Annotated in this window: 19 protein-coding genes and 1 rRNA gene; 9 read left to right on the forward strand and 11 right to left on the reverse strand. The window is 37.3% G+C overall.

Features of this window, described 5'->3' with window-relative positions:
• Positions 1–90: ribosomal RNA gene (locus AN486_RS17295) — 16S ribosomal RNA — on the reverse strand; the annotation flags it as partial.
• Between the two features lie 418 nt (positions 91–508).
• Here AN486_RS17295 and nadC point away from each other — a divergent pair.
• On the forward strand, positions 509–1,375 hold the full coding sequence (nadC, locus tag AN486_RS17300) for a carboxylating nicotinate-nucleotide diphosphorylase (RefSeq protein WP_053539701.1): 867 nt from the start codon (positions 509–511) through the stop codon (positions 1,373–1,375).
• 99 nt (positions 1,376–1,474) lie between these two features.
• On the opposite strand, the gene AN486_RS17305 is transcribed toward nadC, so the two are convergent.
• Positions 1,475–2,659 (reverse strand): LL-diaminopimelate aminotransferase, encoded by a 1,185-nt coding sequence (locus tag AN486_RS17305; protein WP_053539702.1) that lies wholly within the window; start codon positions 2,657–2,659, stop codon positions 1,475–1,477.
• A gap of 75 nt (positions 2,660–2,734) precedes the next feature.
• On the reverse strand, positions 2,735–3,070 hold the full coding sequence (locus AN486_RS17310; protein ID WP_053539703.1) for a co-chaperone YbbN: 336 nt from the start codon (positions 3,068–3,070) through the stop codon (positions 2,735–2,737).
• Between the two features lie 698 nt (positions 3,071–3,768).
• Here AN486_RS17310 and AN486_RS17315 point away from each other — a divergent pair.
• Genes AN486_RS17315 through AN486_RS17325 form a run of 3 tightly spaced genes read left to right on the forward strand, consistent with a single transcriptional unit; the run spans position 3,769 to position 4,508 of the window.
• Entirely contained in the window at positions 3,769–3,897 is a 129-nt protein-coding gene (locus AN486_RS17315; protein WP_257720873.1) for a hypothetical protein, read from the forward strand.
• 18 nt (positions 3,898–3,915) lie between these two features.
• Positions 3,916–4,269 carry a hypothetical protein gene (locus tag AN486_RS17320; RefSeq protein WP_290601782.1) on the forward strand — a complete coding sequence of 118 codons (354 nt, stop codon included), beginning with the start codon at positions 3,916–3,918 and terminating at the stop codon, positions 4,267–4,269.
• 44 nt (positions 4,270–4,313) lie between these two features.
• Complete coding sequence (locus tag AN486_RS17325; protein WP_053539705.1) at positions 4,314–4,508, forward strand: hypothetical protein; 195 nt, start codon at positions 4,314–4,316, stop codon at positions 4,506–4,508.
• A gap of 348 nt (positions 4,509–4,856) precedes the next feature.
• Here the strand turns inward: AN486_RS17325 and AN486_RS17330 are convergent, their stop codons facing one another.
• The 3 genes from AN486_RS17330 to AN486_RS17340 form a co-directional block, all read right to left on the reverse strand.
• The gene (locus AN486_RS17330; RefSeq protein ID WP_053539706.1) at positions 4,857–5,648 is read right to left on the reverse strand and encodes a PspA/IM30 family protein; all 792 of its coding nucleotides are present in this window, start codon (positions 5,646–5,648) and stop codon (positions 4,857–4,859) included.
• Between the two features lie 165 nt (positions 5,649–5,813).
• Positions 5,814–6,524 (reverse strand): PspA/IM30 family protein, encoded by a 711-nt coding sequence (locus AN486_RS17335; protein ID WP_053539707.1) that lies wholly within the window; start codon positions 6,522–6,524, stop codon positions 5,814–5,816.
• 165 nt (positions 6,525–6,689) lie between these two features.
• A complete protein-coding gene (locus AN486_RS17340) occupies positions 6,690–7,880 on the reverse strand; it encodes a hypothetical protein (RefSeq protein ID WP_290601785.1) in 1,191 nt (396 codons plus the stop codon).
• A gap of 108 nt (positions 7,881–7,988) precedes the next feature.
• On the opposite strand from AN486_RS17340, the gene AN486_RS17345 reads away from it, so the two are divergent.
• Positions 7,989–8,534 (forward strand): DUF721 domain-containing protein, encoded by a 546-nt coding sequence (locus tag AN486_RS17345; protein ID WP_190384098.1) that lies wholly within the window; start codon positions 7,989–7,991, stop codon positions 8,532–8,534.
• 332 nt (positions 8,535–8,866) lie between these two features.
• A complete protein-coding gene (locus tag AN486_RS17350; RefSeq protein WP_290601788.1) occupies positions 8,867–9,181 on the forward strand; it encodes a hypothetical protein in 315 nt (104 codons plus the stop codon).
• Positions 9,182–9,407: 226 nt separating this feature from the next.
• Here AN486_RS17350 and menB read toward each other — a convergent pair whose 3' ends face one another.
• Positions 9,408–10,241: a 1,4-dihydroxy-2-naphthoyl-CoA synthase gene (gene menB, locus AN486_RS17355; protein WP_290601811.1), complete on the reverse strand. Its 834-nt coding sequence runs from the start codon at positions 10,239–10,241 to the stop codon at positions 9,408–9,410.
• A gap of 255 nt (positions 10,242–10,496) precedes the next feature.
• Between menB and AN486_RS17360 the strand changes: the two genes are divergently transcribed.
• A complete protein-coding gene (locus AN486_RS17360) occupies positions 10,497–12,878 on the forward strand; it encodes a phosphoketolase (RefSeq protein WP_290601790.1) in 2,382 nt (793 codons plus the stop codon).
• A 175-nt stretch (positions 12,879–13,053) separates the two neighbouring features.
• On the opposite strand, the gene AN486_RS17365 is transcribed toward AN486_RS17360, so the two are convergent.
• The 4 genes from AN486_RS17365 to AN486_RS17380 form a co-directional block, all read right to left on the reverse strand.
• Entirely contained in the window at positions 13,054–13,434 is a 381-nt protein-coding gene (locus tag AN486_RS17365) for a toxin-antitoxin system HicB family antitoxin (RefSeq protein WP_290601792.1), read from the reverse strand.
• On the reverse strand, positions 13,400–13,606 hold the full coding sequence (locus tag AN486_RS17370; RefSeq protein WP_205748660.1) for a type II toxin-antitoxin system HicA family toxin: 207 nt from the start codon (positions 13,604–13,606) through the stop codon (positions 13,400–13,402). The genes AN486_RS17365 and AN486_RS17370 overlap by 35 nt, the downstream gene beginning before the upstream one ends.
• Positions 13,607–13,626: 20 nt before the next feature.
• The gene (locus tag AN486_RS17375) at positions 13,627–14,367 is read right to left on the reverse strand and encodes a type I restriction enzyme HsdR N-terminal domain-containing protein (protein ID WP_290601795.1); all 741 of its coding nucleotides are present in this window, start codon (positions 14,365–14,367) and stop codon (positions 13,627–13,629) included.
• Positions 14,368–14,469: 102 nt separating this feature from the next.
• The gene (locus tag AN486_RS17380) at positions 14,470–16,524 is read right to left on the reverse strand and encodes a hypothetical protein (RefSeq protein WP_168637269.1); all 2,055 of its coding nucleotides are present in this window, start codon (positions 16,522–16,524) and stop codon (positions 14,470–14,472) included.
• A 240-nt stretch (positions 16,525–16,764) separates the two neighbouring features.
• Here AN486_RS17380 and AN486_RS17385 point away from each other — a divergent pair, with 240 nt between their 5' ends.
• Complete coding sequence (locus AN486_RS17385; protein ID WP_290601798.1) at positions 16,765–17,283, forward strand: DUF29 family protein; 519 nt, start codon at positions 16,765–16,767, stop codon at positions 17,281–17,283.
• 5 nt (positions 17,284–17,288) lie between these two features.
• Positions 17,289–17,807, forward strand: coding sequence for a DUF29 family protein (locus AN486_RS17390; protein ID WP_290601800.1), 519 nt, complete (start codon positions 17,289–17,291; stop codon positions 17,805–17,807).

Here is a 17,807-nt window from a genome sequence, read left to right on the forward strand (position 1 = left end):
CCGCCACTATCTCCGAAAAGACCGTTCGACTTGCATGTGTTAAGCATACCGCCAGCGTTCATCCTGAGCCAGGATCAAACTCTCCATTTTGGTTCGTCTGTTATAAAGCTCTTTCTTAACCGTTTTTACAACCACGGTCAGGTTATTTTCTTTCTCTGACGCAGGGTACTTGTTGTATTCTGGCTTTCAAACTATAATATTTTCAAGGTTCGGTGTGCTGTTCAGTGTTGCCTCTTTTTGGCTGCTCTGTTCGGCACTTATTTAATATATCCAATCTACTTTGGTTTGTCAACTACTTTGGCAAACTTTTTTTCGGTTTGTTTTTTGTTTTATCTAAAATCCTTGTGAGACAAGGGTTATGAGCGTTAAAATTCCTGAGATTTCTGCCCTTTTGGTGGTGTTTTTGATTTGGCTGGGTTTGTGGAGTTCCACTTCTGGGTTTTTTTGAGTCATTAGAGAAAGAAAGACAATAATTGATAGTGTTGAGTGGATATAGATAGATATTCTTATGAAGAGTTCAGTGGCTGTACTACCACCGTTTTTGGTGCTGGATCAATTGTTGCAAAGTTGGTTGTTGGAAGATATTGGTAGGGGAGATCGTACTACTCAATCTCTATTGTCCCAACATCCCACTAGAGGAGAAGCTAAATGGATAGCGAAAGCACCAGGGATAATTGCTGGTTTACCGATTGCGGCTAGGGTGTTTCAACTTTTGAATAATCAAGTTGATTTTGTCAATGTTACCGATGAGGGTACACCTTGTGAACCAGGACAGGTGATAGCGGAAATTAATGGTTCACTGGATACGCTGTTAATGGGGGAAAGGGTAGCGCTTAATTTGGTGATGCGGTTAAGTGGAATTGCCAGTTTGACTAATATATATGTAGAAAAAATAGCTGATTTACCTGCTCAGTTGGTGGATACGCGCAAAACTACTCCAGGGTTGAGAATTTTGGAAAAGTACGCTACTGCTTTGGGTGGTGCGATGAATCACCGGATGGGTTTAGATGATGCGGTGATGATTAAGGATAATCATATTGTTGCGGCTGGGGGAATTGGGGAAGCTATTACCCGCATTCGTTCTCACGTTCCTTATCCTCTGACTATTGAGGTGGAAACGGAAAATTTAGCACAGGTGCGGGAAGCTTTACAGTACAGAGCAGATATTATTATGTTAGATAATATGCCTTTGTCTATGATGAGTGAGGCTGTATTATTGATTCGTAATGAAGATGATCGGGTAAAAATTGAGGCTTCGGGAAATGTAACTCTAGAGACTGTTCGCGCTGTGGCAGAAACTGGGGTTGATTATATTTCTACTAGTGCGCCCATTACTCAGTCTAAATGGTTGGATTTGAGTATGAGAATGGTTTAATAATGTCTGAATCAGGATATCCGGGATTAAACGATTAACAGGATGAGAAATTTACCAATTACCAATTACCAGGCTCAATTAGATGACTAGCAACTTGAGTTAATAGAGGAACTGGGAAATTCTCTCTACAGCAGTTTTTAAGGTTTCTGGTTTTTGTACTAATGCAAAGCGAACGTATCCTTCACCGAATTGACCGAAGCCGACTCCTGGGGAAGCGGCTACACCTGTTTTTTTAACTAGTTCGGTGCAGAATTCTATGGAATTACGACTCCATTGTGTGGGTAATTTTGCCCAAATGTACATTGTGGCTTCTGGTGTGGGAACGTTCCAACCGATACGGTGCAAGGCTTTAATGAAGGTGTCCCGGCGTTGACGAAAAATATCAACGGCAGATTTTACACCATCTTGGGGTCCGGTGAGGGCGGCGATCGCTCCGTTCAAAATTCCTATATATTGGTTAAAATCAACGGTGGCTTTGATTTGCTTGAGGGCTTGAATTAGTTGGGGATTCCCAATTGCGTAACCAATGCGGAAGCCACCCATATTATAGGACTTAGACAGGGTAAAGAATTCTATAGAGACGCTTTTTTCGGGGTCAGCTTGCAATATTGAGGGAACAAGGGATTTTAGATTTTGGGTTTCTTCTGCGAAAACTAAATCTACGTAGGGGAAATCGTGAACGAGAACTATATTATGTTGTTGACAAAAGGCTACGGCTTCTTGAAAGAAGGATAATGGGGCGATCGCACTGGTAGGATTATGAGGATAGCTTAATACCATTAACCGCGACTGGGCTAAAATGGTGACGGGAATATCACTAAAAACTGGTAAAAAATTATTTTCTGCTTTTATTGGCATTGGGTAAATTTGACCACTAGCCAAGTATACTCCCCCGGCATGGGAAGGATAACCAGGATCTAATAATAGAGCAAAATCGCCGGGATTAAGCACGGCTAAAGGTAAATGGGCTGTTCCTTCTTGAGAACCAATTAGGGGTAAAACTTCTGTTTCTGGGTCAACTGGGATACCGAATTTTTGCTCGTACCACTGGGCTGCGGCTTGACGGAAATTTTGAGTGCCACGAAATAATAAATAACCATGAGTGGTAGGATCATGGAGAGATTGAGCGATCGCTTCTATGACGTGATTCTCGGTAGGTAAATCTGAAGAACCTAAAGATAAATCAATTAATTCTCTTCCAGCAGCCAAAGCAATGGACTTGGCTGTGTCCATATCGGCAAATACGTTAGATTTTAAGGGTTGTAACCGGGTAGCAAACTGCATTTTAATTATTATTTATTGGTCATTAGTCATGAGGTAGTGATCAAAAACTATGGAGTTTTGATCACTAATCGGTAACTAATTATTATTTAAATGATCTTCCAAAAAACTGAGTAATTTATCTTTACCAATTACTCCCTCAATAGATACTAATAGTTGTTCTCCTCTTACCAATCTCAGCGCGGGGAGACCTTCTACTTGATATTGTTTGACTGTGAGTGGATTGGGGTCAGTTTCCATCTTAACAATTTTTAGGCGATCGCTATATTTGTTAGCAGCCAAATTAATAACTGGTGACATCAGTTGACAAGGACCACACCAGGAAGCCCAAAAATAAACCAATACAGGCTGCTCGGCTTTTAATACTTCCGTTTCAAACTCAGCATCAGTGATAGTGATTACACCCTTGTTCATTATAATCTCCATTAGGCGGTATTGATCAAAGTTGACACACAGAATAGAGAATACTTTATCCCAATCTGTTCCCACTTCACTATTTATAGCAGGCAGAGGGAAATGTTTATTTCGTTTTACTCAAAAATCAGAAAGTACAAACTATATAGATTTGAAAAATGATTGTGAGACAACAGAGGATTTCTCACCTATGCCTAATTGCTTATAATTGTCAAGTATCCAATACTTGAAAAAATCTGTTATTTTATCAGGCAAACATTATTACAGCATATTGCAGGTAAATAAAAGACAAAATTTAGTGATAAAGCTATGTGGCTGTAGAGGTTGAGTCATGCTGTAATGTCAGTATTTATAAAAATATTTTCCCTACTTATTGCAAACAGTTGACAATAATAGCTATAAAGACTTATGCTATATTTTATCATTACCCACACTAATTAAATATCTTAATCAAAATTACTAGTCATGAAAATTCTTGACTAGCAAGCTTTTCATGAAAAATACATAAGTATTTTAGTGGCAGAGAAACAAATAAATTTTGGAGAAGATTATTTAGTTAATGCTAAAAGGTGTCAAAGTAAGCATCGGAAAAGATGACAATTGTTTTGAGAAGTTTTCTAATACTTGGACTGAAAGCTTATTAAGAATTATTGTAAATAGATGTGTAACTGTAATTTACCTGAATAGAGGATTACCTAATGATGGAAGAAAAATATACCGATTTAGTCAGCACAGAGTTTCCTAGACAGCTAGATATTGCCAAAATCAGCGTTTATGGCTTAAGTATTCTTTCAGCAGCATTGTTTCCATATTTACCTTTGCATTAAAGATTGAGGAATTTAAAAATGCTACAAACGCCAAGAGACGTTCTTGAAAAAAGAATGCACAAGTATGTTTTTGGAGTTTTTGGAGTAAACCTGATCACCACTGGGTTGGGTAATGATGTCATCTACTGCGGTGCGAGTGGTGATTTTATTGATGGGGGTGCTGGGAATAATGTCATCTTTGCAGGGGAAGGCAACAACCGCATCCTGACGGGTAAAGGCAACGACACAATTTATGCCGGGGCAGGGAATGACACGATCTACTCTGGTAAAGGCGTTCAGTCAACGCAGCTTCGATTAACGACTTCGGACAAATTGCCGGACGCTTTGACACAGGCGCAACCTTCACCAATACAAACGCCACTACGGGTGTAGTCAACACTAACAACGTCCGTCAAGGCTTCATCTGGGAAAATGGCGTGCAAACTGCCATAACCAGCACTGGATTGAAAAATGGTCAGTCCGATTTTGGTGCAGCAAATGGCGCAACCGTCACCCTGCTCACGCCCAACGTTAATACCATCAGCGATCGCGGTGTCATCTTGGGAACGGCTGATGAAGTGCGACAACCGAATCCTCTAGCCACTAACTGGAACCTATACTTACGTGGATAACTCAACTGCCACTCCAACCACCAGAACAGGGACTCGATCCTACGTGCTGAATGTTGCTTAGTAGTATTTAGGAAGTCACCAGAATTAAAAGGGGTCTGACTCCCGATGGGAACAGTAAATAGGAAAAACTGTTCCCTAATTTATCAATAATTTAGCAATTACCTTATCATTAACTGTGGTAGCTTAGATGTTACCGTGAAAATTTGGCGATCGCATAGATTATAGATATTGAAATTAAGCCTTTTTCAGATATTTACAATTATCCTTTTGACAGCAGTTTTCATATATATGAAAAATCCCACACAAATCAGATGTGTGGGATTAACTGCATGGAATTATCTGCAAAAACTACAGATTATCCAATTGTTTACGGAGGGCTTCCAATTCAGCATCAACTGGTTGAGCAGGTCTAGCTGTACTGGTTGGTTGGACTGGAGTGGAGGGGCTAGGTTGTTCTGGGGTGAGTAGTTTTGGTTCTGGTGCAGGTGCTAGGGATGCTTTCATAGCAGCTAATTCATCATCAACATCACTACCAGACTCCAATTGTGCAAATTGGTGATCTAAATCTGCACTTGCTAACTCCGCTCCTGACTGAGCGCGGGCTTCTTGCATTAATACTTTTTCTTCCATGCGCTCAAAAGCAGACATGGCACTACTGGTATTCATACCACTAACCATGCCTTGAAGTTGCTCTTGGGCTTTTGCAGCCGTAATCCGGGCTTTGAGCATTTCTTTCTTGGTTTTGGCTTCAGAAATTTTGCTCTCTAACTGGATTAAATTCTTTTTCAGACCTTCTACCTGAACAGTTTGCTGATCTAGACTAGTTTTTAAAGCCGTAGCAGTATCAGTATAAGTTTTCTTGCGCTCTAATGCTTGACGGGCTAGGTTCTCATCACCTTTTTGTAGGGCAAGTTGGGCGTTGCGCTGCCATTTATTAATTTCGTTTTGTCCCTCATTATACTGTTTTTCTGTCCGCTTCTGGGCAGCTATTGCTTGTGCTACACCTTGGCGCAACTTCACCATATCCTCTTGCATTTCGAGGAGGGCTTGTTCCAGCATTTTTTCTGGATCTTCGGCTTTACTGACTAAATCGTTTAAGTTAGCACCAACTACTCGTTTAAGGCGATCAAATAATCCCATAAATTTATTTTTCCTTTAGAGGTTTACGCTCTTGGTTAGATAGTTAGCTTTTCTACTATATTAATAGCTACCTATGCCAATGTAGTCTTTCCAGTCTGGATTACTATTTTTTTCTATTCTGAATGATGAACCTATCAATTATCTATACTAACCAACCAGGGAAAGTTATGGTTCGGGTGTTTTGGGTAAATTATGATCTGGCTGGGGATTTTCTTCTTGATTTAGGATATAAGTTTTCATGGCTGCGAGTTCTGTATCAATATCATGGTGAGAATCTAAGGATGCAAATTTTTTTTCTAGATCATCACCACCCAGTGTACTAGCAACTTCTGATTGTGCTTCTATTTGTAAGACTTTTTCCTCCATTCGTTCTAATGCACCTAAGCTAGATATAGCAGAAGTTCCAGTTAACATTTCTTGCAGCCGATAGGAAGCTTCTGCGGAACGAGCGCGAGCGATATACATATCTTTCTTAGTTTTTACCTCAGCCAGTTTTAACTCTAAAGTCCGCATATCTTGCTTTAATTTGGCGACTACATCTTTTTGCTGCTGAATTTGGCTGGTTAAAGTTGTAGCGGTCTCTTGGTAAAATTTGCGTTTGGTGAGAGCTTCCCGTGCGAGGGAGTCATTACCTTGCTGGAGGGCTAATTGGGCGCGACGATACCATTCTGCGGCTTGGGATTCTCCTGCGGCTGCTTGGCGTTCTGTGCGCTTTTGGGTGGCGATCGCTTGAGCTACCCCTTGACGCAATTGTACCAAATTCTCCTGCATTTCCATGAAAGCTGTTTCCAGAATTTTTTCTGGATCTTCTGCATTGCTAACCAGACTATTGAAATTAGCGCGAATCACCCGCAGAATACGGTTAATAACTTCCATGTTGGCTCTACCTTGACCATTTACTGGACTTTGAGGATTGCTATATTGTTATCATAGTAAGAAATCAGTATGAATTAGCCTCACGCAAAGGCGCAAAGACGCAAAGATCAGAGTTTTTGGAGTTAAATTCAGTAAATTTTATTCAGTAAAACCAGCATTTTTTAACTATGGCTGTTGTAATCGTCCTTTAATGCCTTTTGCCTCTAATTGCTGCAATCTGCGCTTAATCTCATCCTTGGTTTTCAAAGCACCCAAATAAATAAATTTTTTATTTGGTGATAAATAAGCATCAGGAACGACTTGCTTGGCGGCTGTTAAAGCTTTGTCGCCTTGATTATCAGCAATAATATAATAGTAGCCATTAGCTGATGGTTTGACATCTTCTGATAGGGGTGAAAAAGTAGCTGTAGGCTTTGCTAAAGGTGTGGATTTAGAGAGGGTGTTAGATAAGGGGGAAAGTCTCGGTAATGGAGAGATAGGAGTTATGGGGGGTTTAATAGCTACAGGAGTGGAAATGATTTGAGCGGTCGGTTTAACTTTTGGTGTTAAATCTACGACATCTTTAGGATCTCTAACTTGTCGAAATTCTTGGGTGGCTAAATTAGGATATTTAGCTATGGGGGTGATTTTTGGTTCGCTAGTCAGTTGGGAATTATTTTCTATAATTTCTGTGTTTTGTGTATTTTCCCCAGTCTTTGATGAATTATTGTTTAGTACGCTACTGAAATTCAATTTAGGTAAATTTTTGGGATTGAAGACGACATAACCTAAAGTCAAACTTGCCAATAATAGCAACAGCATTGAACCAATACCTAAAGGTGATAAGACACTATCACGGGATTTAGGAGAATTAGGAGTTTGATTTTGTGGTGCAACGGCTGTCAAACTCCGCAATAATGCCTCACTAGATTCTAAATAATCATTTGGTTGTTGAGGAGGATCATTTGTGGTGAGGAGGGTTGGGTTGTCGGAGGAGGGAATTTTGGTGGGAACTATACTGCTAGTTGATTTTTCTAGGTTTGGAGGAGTGGGGGTTTCTTCTATGTCTGAGTTAGCAAACTCCTGGGGAAAATTAATGGTTTCAGTCTCATTCGTCAAGAATGAATTTTCTGAGGGAATGGCTACGGGAGGAACTGCTGGTAGTTGAATCTCCTTCGACAAGGTTGTTGTTTGATAATTAGTGTAACTTTCTACACTTCTTGCTGTTTGTGATTTGGTGTTTTTGCGTGTGCGTCTATATCTGGTTAATTCTTGATCCAATTGTATTTCTAAACTAGCCAGTGCCATAGTTAGGGTAGGGTTTAAGCCGGGTGTTTGCGGGGATTTGGTAGAATCTATCAAAGGATTTTGATTCATTGTTTAAGATGGAGTCAGGGTAGATGATGATTAAATGAATTTTCAATATACTGGTGAAAGTTGATTATCAGTATTCAGCTATTTTTATGGTAAAACTAATAACATAATATGTCTTTTAAGTCAATTGATCAGGTTTTAGGAAATATTCAACGTTCACCACAATGGCAAGAACAGGTATTGCTGCGGTTACTGAAGTGTTGGGGAGAAGTTGTGGGGACTACTGTTGCGGTGCAAACTCGTCCTTTATCTATTCAGCGCGATGTTTTGTGGGTAGCAACTTCTAGTGCTGCTTGGGCGCAAAATTTGACTTTTGGACGGAAAACTATATTGATGAGATTAAATGACAAGCTATCTACGTCTTTGGTAGATATTCGCTTTTCTACAGCCGAGTGGAAAAATTCATCAATAACGGGAACAGAAGCCACTGTTTCGGCATCAGAACATCCTAGTTATGTAGCTGATGATTTAACTGGTGATAGGTTGGTTAAACCCAATATTGACAATGCTTTGGGTGCTTTTGAGAATTGGGCGAAGATGATGCAAGAGCGATCGCATCATCTCCCCTTATGTCCCCAATGTCAATGTCCCACTCCACGGGGCGAACTTGAACGCTGGGAAGTTTGTTCTCTCTGCTGCTCCAAGCGGTTAGGATAAATATTGAACTATTGTAAATAATTCAGTAAATTAAATGCTAAGAACTGATTTTAACTCTATCTAAAGTAACGTTTTTACAAAACGAGGAAATCCAAAATCAATGTTTTAATCTTGATCCCCAATAAGTTTTAGGTAAAAATAAATATGTACGCACTCTAATAATTATTTACATATATAACAAGAATCTAAAGATATCCTAAAGTTTATTTATGGTTAATAATCGCTAGAACCTATATCCAATAATGATTTTTACCCTTCATGTCTATTTTGGATAACCAGCAAGATATATAAGTGTGATAACTAGTCCTGAATGGTACTGAAGATGAAGGCACATGAAACTAATTAAGCGTTTAACATCTACCTGTCGTTATTGTCGTTATTACCAGCCACAAGGTCGTCGTGGTGGTATGTGTGAAAAATTGAGCGCACCAGTCCAAGGAGTCTGGAAAGCCTGTCCTTTGGTCATGGCCGCTTTTGCACCAGCTTGGGAAACTTTAGAAGATGCTTGGAGTTTACCAGTAGCCAAACCTGTTTTTGCTGCTGCTCAAACTCTCCCGACGGATTTGGATCATGTTACAGTAGCCTCTGTTGAAGATATTCCTACTGCCGCTACACAAGAAGTGAAAAATCACAGCGTACTCATTTAACTATCCATGATTACGGTCATCAATTTTCTGTCCACCCTAATAAAATTTGACTGGCAATTTGTTAGTGTTTTCAATTTTGACATCTTCAGAAATCGCACCTTCCACAACAGGTGCGATTTTGGTATATAGCGGAGGTAGGGGCGCAGGGCCTGCGCCCAGTCAGGAGTCAAGAGAACAAAGAAGGAGTAAAATAATGTTATTGGTAAAGTTTCATGATCAAATCAATTTAAGGCAACCAAGGAAAATCTCGGAAGTTAGGGGGACGTTTTTCCAAAAAGGCTTGTTTTCCTTCTGCTCCTTCTTCTGTCATGTAATAAAGTAGAGTAGCGTTACCAGACAATTCTTGTAAACCAGCTTGTCCGTCACAGTCAGCGTTAAATGCTGATTTAAGACAACGAATAGCTATGGGACTTTTTTCTAATACTTCTTGCGCCCATTGTACGCCTTCTGTTTCTAGTTGTTCTACAGGGACGACAGTATTAACCAAGCCCATTTCTAATGCTTCTTGGGCGTTATATTGACGACAGAGAAACCATATTTCCCTCGCTTTTTTTTGTCCTACTATTCTGGCTAAATAACTAGCACCAAAACCACCATCGAAACTCCCTACTTTGGGTCCCGTTTGCCCAAAAATAGCATTATCAGCCGCAATAGTTAAATCACAAATTAAATGGAGAACATGACCCCCGCCAATAGCATAACCCGCGACTAGGGCAATAACGACTTTGGGCATGGAACGAATGAGACGTTGCAAGTCTAAGACGTTTAACCGGGGGATTCCAGTTTCGTCTACATAACCTGCTTGTCCACGCACACTTTGATCACCACCTGAACAAAAGGCATATTTTCCATCTGTATGAGGTCCTGCACCTGTAAATAGGACTACGCCAATGGTGGTATCTTCTTTAGCATCCCAAAAGGCTTCGTATAGTTCAAATACGGTTTTTGGACGGAATGCGTTACGTTTGTGGGGACGGTTAATAGTGATTTTGGCGATACCGTCGGTTTTTTGGTAGATGATGTCTTCGTAGGTTTTGACGGTCTTCCAGTCGGTTTCTATCATGGATAATATGTGATTTGTGCTTGAGAATTTTATTAGCGATATTTTCGTTTTTTCCGATACTTAGAATTGCATTTTCAGCCATTTGACTGATTTAATTTCTTCTTCAAATTAGATTACCTTAATTTTTCCAAAAGTATAGGTTTTAATGTAGATGGAATGTCAGTATTAGGAATATAGACTGGGCGCAGGCCCTACGCCCCTACAAATGGGTTGAAAATTGATTGGTGCAAATACTTTACACGGGAGTTTAAAATGACTATTGCCAGTATTCCACAAATAAAGTCTTTAACAGACGCAGAATTAAAAAAAATCAATGCCTATTGGCGTGCTGCTAACTATCTGTCTGTGGGACAAATTTACCTTCTTGACAATCCTTTACTAAAAGAACCACTCAAACAAGAACACGTCAAACCTCGACTCTTAGGACATTGGGGAACTACTCCAGGGCTAAACTTAATTTATGCCCACTTTAACCGAGTTATTAAAAAATACGACCTCAATGCAATTTACATAGCTGGACCCGGACATGGTGGACCCGGACTTGTTGCCAATACATACTTAGAAGGAACATATAGTGAATATTACCCTAACATTTCCCAAAATGAAGAGGGAATGCAAAAACTATTCAAACAATTTTCCTTTCCTGGTGGTATTCCCAGCCACGTCGCCCCAGAAACCCCTGGTTCTATCCATGAAGGGGGAGAATTAGGTTATGCTTTAGTTCACGCTTATGGGGCGGTATTTGATAACCCTGATTTGATAGTTGCGGCGGTTGTCGGTGACGGAGAAGCGGAAACTGGACCTTTGGCAACTAGCTGGCATTCTAACAAATTTATTAACCCGGTTACTGATGGTGCGGTTTTACCAATTCTGCATTTAAATGGTTACAAAATTGCCAACCCAACCGTATTAGCACGGATACCTCATGAGGAGTTAGAAAGCCTATTTATCGGTTATGGCTATAAACCTTACTTTGTGGAAGGCTCAGATCCTGCGGAAGTTCACCAACAAATGGCAGCAGTATTAGATACAATCATTCCAGAAATTCAAAGTATTCAAAGAGAAGCGCGGATACATGGTTGCCAAGAAAGACCGCAATGGCCAATGATTATCTTACGCACTCCTAAAGGTTGGACGGGTCCCAAGGAAGTGGACGGGAAGAAAACAGAAGGTTATTGGCGATCGCACCAAGTCCCCTTTAGTGATATAGCTGGTAAACCGGAACATCTGCAACTGCTGGAAGATTGGCTAAAAAGTTACAATCCTGAAGAACTGTTTAATGAAAACGGTCAACTCATTCCTGAACTTGCAGAATTAGCACCCAAAGGTCAGCGTCGCATGGGAGACAACCCCCACGCTAACGGCGGAATTTTGCTGCGTGACTTGAAAATGCCTGATTTCTCCAACTACGCTGTAGAAGTACCCCAACCAGGGACAGTTAACGCCGAAGCTACCAAAGTTACTGGTAAGTTTCTCCGTGACATTATGAAACTGAACGACGAAAGCCGCAACTTCCGCGTTTTTGGTCCTGACGAAACCGCCTCAAATCGGCTAGACCCTTTATTTGAAGTGACAAATCGCGCTTGGGATGCGGAAACTCTCCCCGAAGATGACCATTTATCTCCCGACGGTCGAGTAATGGAAATCCTCAGCGAAACCAATTGTCAAGGATGGTTAGAAGGCTATTTATTAACAGGTCGTCATGGTTTCTTCTCCTGTTATGAAGCTTTCATTCACATCATTGATTCGATGTTCAACCAACACGCCAAATGGTTGAAAACGACTCGTCATATTACTTGGAGAAGACCAATTGCATCCTTAAATTATCTTCTCACTTCCCACGTTTGGCGACAAGATCATAACGGTTTCTCTCATCAAGATCCTGGTTTTATTGACCACGTAATTAACAAAAAAGCCGAAATCATTCGTGTTTATCTGCCACCTGATGCTAATACTTTGCTATCAGTAACCGACCATTGTTTAAGAAGTCGGAATTATGTCAATGTGATTGTTGCCGGTAAACAACCAGCATTACAATATTTAGACATGGATTCTGCAATTAAACATTGTACTAAAGGTTTAGGAATTTGGGAATGGGCAAGTAATGATCAAGACAGTGAAACTGATGTAGTTATGGCTTGTGCTGGAGATGTTCCGACTTTGGAAACTTTAGCGGCTGTGGATATTTTAAGACAAAATTTCCCAGATTTAAAAGTGCGGGTTGTGAATGTTGTGAATTTAATGACACTACAGCCACAAAGTGAACATCCTCACGGTTTAAGTAACAAAGATTTCGAGACAATCTTTACTCCTGATAAACCCATTATCTTTGCATTTCATGGTTATCCTTGGTTAATTCATCGTCTCACCTATCGTCATTCTAATCACCATAATATTCATGTGCGTGGTTATAAAGAAGAGGGAACAACAACCACACCTTTTGATATGGTGGTAATGAATGATTTAGATAGATTCCATTTAGTTATGGATGTGATTGACCGTGTTCCAAAATTAGGTTCTAAAGCGGCTTATGTGAAGCAACAATTACAAGATAAGCTGATTGAACATAAGCAATATATCCAGAAACATGGCGACGATATGCCAGAAATCCGTGATTGGACTTGGCCATATTAATAATTAAGTCATTCTGGGTTGAGTGAAATACAAAACCCCACCCCCAACCCCCTCCCCGCAAGCGAGGAGGGGGCTATGACTGTATATCATGCAAGTGCATACCGCTATAATATTAGGAGTTCTCAGAGAAAATACTCAATAATGAAAGCAGAAAATAACAGCTAAACTCCCATTATTAGGTTGCTGCACTCACTAAAGATACAATATATTGATTTAAACTTACTCCTTCTCTTTCCGCAGTTTCAGATAATCGCCGATGTAACGATTTAGGCATTCGTAACATTAACTTACCACTATAACTATCATCTGTACTGGGTAAAGGAATATTATCACCTGCTTCATAAGCCGTTTCTATCCACAATTCTCGCGCTTCATTAATATTTGTCATTGTCTCTTCTATGGTTTCTCCTTGAGTGAGACATCCAGGTAAATCTTTGATTTGTGCTACATATCCACCTTCTGCGTCTGGGTAAAAAGTGATGGGATATTGAAGCTTTAAATAGTATTCTAAGGGTGATTGTTCAATCTGCTTGTTCGTCTGATTCAGTGTTTTCATTTATCCACTCGTCTAAATTTAATAACTCAACTATTTGCTGAACATAGACTCCTTTAACTTTCTGTCCCCCTGTTTTCGGTACGGTAACTTTTCTACCTTGGGAATCTCTAAAACTCTTTGGTATATATGGATTTGAAAATTCGGAAATTATTTTTTTGATTCCCAGTTTCATGGAAGAGGGTTAATATATTATCAATAGGTGATAGAAATCAGCTTTTCAAAATCTTGGTAGTCGAAACTTTGCTGTTTTTTATCATATTTACCACAAACATCATAATGCACTTTATTATTTTTGACGTTAAAACAACATCCTGCTATAGCGTATTCTTTTGATTTAAGTTTAAAAATAATTGTATTAGTTGTATATTGTCCATATTTATTTATAAGATAAACAAAACTTTGAAAATCTCCCCTTTGAGCTTTGCTAAAAGCTAATGAATCATCATCAATATTGTTATTATTTTTTAAAATTAATGGTAGGATGTCTCTAAGATAATTGAGATCATTAATTTGAAAATTATCATCTTTTTTTATAAAACTGATAATTTTATGATAATTATATAAAATTCCAATATTACAACAAGCTGTTTTTAGATATCTTTGAATTTGATTATAATGATTATCTAAATTTGCATCTTCTCGTTTTACTTCTATAATCATCAAAGGAGATTGATATGGTTGAAAATTATCATATTCTGGTTTTTTGTATATTTCTACATCATGATTATTTACCTCAACTTTGATATTAATCAAATCTGGAAATAATCCACTTTCGTGGATCATAAAATCAAGAAATAGTTGTCTAACTAGCTCTTCTGGTCTTACCTTAATGGGAATTTCTATCCCTCTAATCAAACATTTTATATATTCTTCATGATATTTTTTTGTATATATATTGAGTTTTGTTTCAATTTCCCTACGTAAATCAGTCATATATTGTTTGGTAGTAACTAATAGTGGATAATTTTTTCAAGGACACAATTATAATTATATTGCGTCCTAAACTGTTTATTAACTCTGCAATTAAGAAATTATCTATTTCTGTCCAAAAAATTCTAGGATTTTAATAATCAATTTCTCCCAATGATATTCTGTTTTACTCTTTAATACTGCATTTAAGTCTGTTTCTTTTTCTAGCTCTCGCGTAAATAGCAAACATACATTACCTGTATATGTTTCTCCCTTCCCTGTTGGCCTACCTTTCTGAGTAATTAGAGAATTCCAAAAAGGAGAATCTTCATTTTGCGGTGATAGTTTACTGTTAAATTCTGCTTCCATTTCTGTCCCTACTTCATTTATAAAATCTTTATAATATAACATATAAAACTGGTTGATTAATTCAGGGATAAAAGTCTTTAAAGATTCATTTGCTGATATAAGATTATTCAGAATATCTTCTAATTCCTGTTTTACTTCTTTAGTAAATTTTTTCAGCATTGCATTCTCATCTATTCCCTCAGCAACAACCTTGGCATCATAATATATGTCTATATCCCTTGGCTCATAATAGCCGTAATTTCTATGGATAGCGTGTTTTGTATTCCATGCTTTATACGTTGTACGATAATATCCAATATATTCATTAATAAAATCTTCATACACAAAAGCAGGAACTCTTTTACTCAAATCTCTGATATCTTTTATTTTCTGAATGGCATTTTCAATTGCGTTGATTTCTGTTTCTGTTAAAGCATCACCATTTTTTATTCTCACAAAGCTTGCTTGAATGTCTTTGATTTCATCTAATAAAATATTTCGTCTGCGTTCTATAACACCTGCTATATCCTTGATAAATTGGTTTTTATCTGCCTGTACATCTTCTTCATCGAAAATTTCATGTAGCTTAACTATGTCATCACGATAGTATCTTAAGGAATCATAGAACAAAATATTTTCTAGAAAAAAATCTAAGTTCAGATGCTTGAATGTTGTTTGAATTTCTTCTTTTCTGATTTGAACTCCTATATCCCAATTATCATCTGCTCCATGTACTTTTTGTGGTTCATTTTTGCGAGGTAAGACTAAAGTTACAAATCTATGATGAAAATCCTTAGATTTCGATGCCAGGTGATACGCTATTAATTTACGAATACTAGCGTCAGGAGCATCAGTGAAAGGTGTTACAAAAAGACAGATAGTATCCTGATTTTCAATATATTTCTGCAAGTCTTTACGAATTGGATTTTCATCAATTCCTTTAGTATCAACAACTGAATTAAACTGATATAAATTAGAGCCTGATAAAACATTATTACTCACATAAAGATATATTTTTCTTGGAATAGCAAATTCCTTTAACTCCACATTATTGATAGCATGGAAGGTATCTTTTATCCATGCTTGCTCATTATTTTGATGATCAAATTCAATTAAAGTCGTAGTTCTAGATTCAAGATTTGCATTATCTAGTGCGGTTTTTTTAAGCATTTCTAATCTTAGTTCTTCATTTAATTCTTCTTTAGATTGCTCGAATAATTCTTTAGCTTTATCATTTCTAATAATTGTCTTTTTATCTCCCTCATAAACAGTTCTGTTATTTATTTTTAGTTCTGTAACATTTCTAATAGCTCTCTGAATTTCCTCAGAAATAATTATTTTTTCTTCTGAGTGAATATTATCTTTACTCGCAATAGAGTCACAGAATTCATAAATTAGATTTTCCATTTCTGCAACTGTATAAGGCTCTATTTCTATGTAAGTTTTTTCAGATGCTTTGAGAATTACTTCACATATAGTGGTTTTACCTGAACCTGTTGATAATAATTCTTTAGTTTCGATTACATTTTTAGTCTTTCCATTACTCATCGTCTTGGAAACGTTAAATTCACTTATTAAGTTAAAAAGATGACAAATAGCTGTAGTCTTTCCTTTCCCAATAGTACCGATAAAAACAATGTTGTATTTATCTATACTAAGAATCCTTTCGATTTTTTCCAAGCGTTCTAGCTTTGATTTTAGGTTATTAATGCAAATATACTGAGGTATAGTAATTTCTGAAGCACGTTCTATTTTACTGATTTCACTATTTAAATCTTTCTTCAAGGATGTAATTTCTTTTTGCCATTGCGTATCCGACATAATGCTAGTCATATTTTGATACCAAATTAGTTAGATCATATTATACCTAACATCGTATTGAGATGCAATCCAATTCATCTAAATTCATAAATTTTAATCATTTTAGGTCAAAATGTAGAAATAATGGTAACAAATCAACAGAAAGATAAATCTCAACCTAAAATTAATGTTGTCTATCAAAAAATTGCTTAATGCTAGTTTATACTAGAAGTAGAAATTTATTTAGTAAATTTTCAAGTTGAGGTAATCAATATGACACAGGAATTAATAGACCTCAGAAATAGTATTGTAGAACAACGTTATACCGATGCTTTAGCTATTGTTGATGAATTAGAGGGGATGAGTAAACAAGCTATTTTACGAAATATTCAAGCATTTTTGAGAATTTTGTTAATTCATTTGATTAAAAACCAAATAGAAGCCCGATTAACTAATTCTTGGGTTGCTTCTATTCGCAATTCATTGATAGAAATTAAAAAAATAAATCTCAAAGAAAATAAAAAATCCTATTATATCAATCAAAATGAATGGGATAGTTGGTTAGAAGATGAAATTGAATTAGCCATAGCTGACGCTAGTTTAGAAGTGTTGAATGGAAAATTTAAGCGTCAGCAACTTTCCCAAATGTTAAATAAACCACAATTAATATTAACTGCAACTGAGTTAATTAACTTGACTTATAATTATCAAATGAGAGAATTGCCAGATGTTATTGATAATTACTTAGGTAATTTAACTGGTGGTGAAGATTGGCAATTAGGGAAAAGGTAATCAATATGACACAGGAATTAATAGACCTCAGAAATAGTATTGTAGAACAACGTTACACCGACGCTTTGGCTATTGTTGATGAATTAGAGGGGATGAGTAAACAAGCAATTTTACGAAATATTGAATCATTTTTGTTGAGATTGATGATTCATTTGATTAAAAATCAAGTGGAACAGCGGTTAACTAATTCTTGGGCTGCATCAATTGAAAGTTCAATTTTAGAAATTAAGAAATTGAATTTAAAAGATAATAAAAAATCTTACTATCTGAATATTGATGAATGGGTAGAAATCTTAGAAGATGCTATAGAGTTAGCAATTCGTCCTGCAAGTTTAGAAATAATGAATGGAAAATTTCAAAGACAACAAATTTCTCAAATGTTAAATAAACCACAATTAATATTAACTGCAACTGAGTTAATTAACTTGACCTATAATTATCAAATTAGAGAATTGCCAGATATTATTGATGATTATTTAGGTAATTTAACTGGTGGTGAAGATTGGAAGTTAGGGAAAAGGTAA

Origin of the sequence: Anabaena sp. AL93 (genome assembly GCF_001672085.1) — a bacterium.
Classification (GTDB): Bacteria; Cyanobacteriota; Cyanobacteriia; order Cyanobacteriales; family Nostocaceae; genus Dolichospermum; species Dolichospermum heterosporum.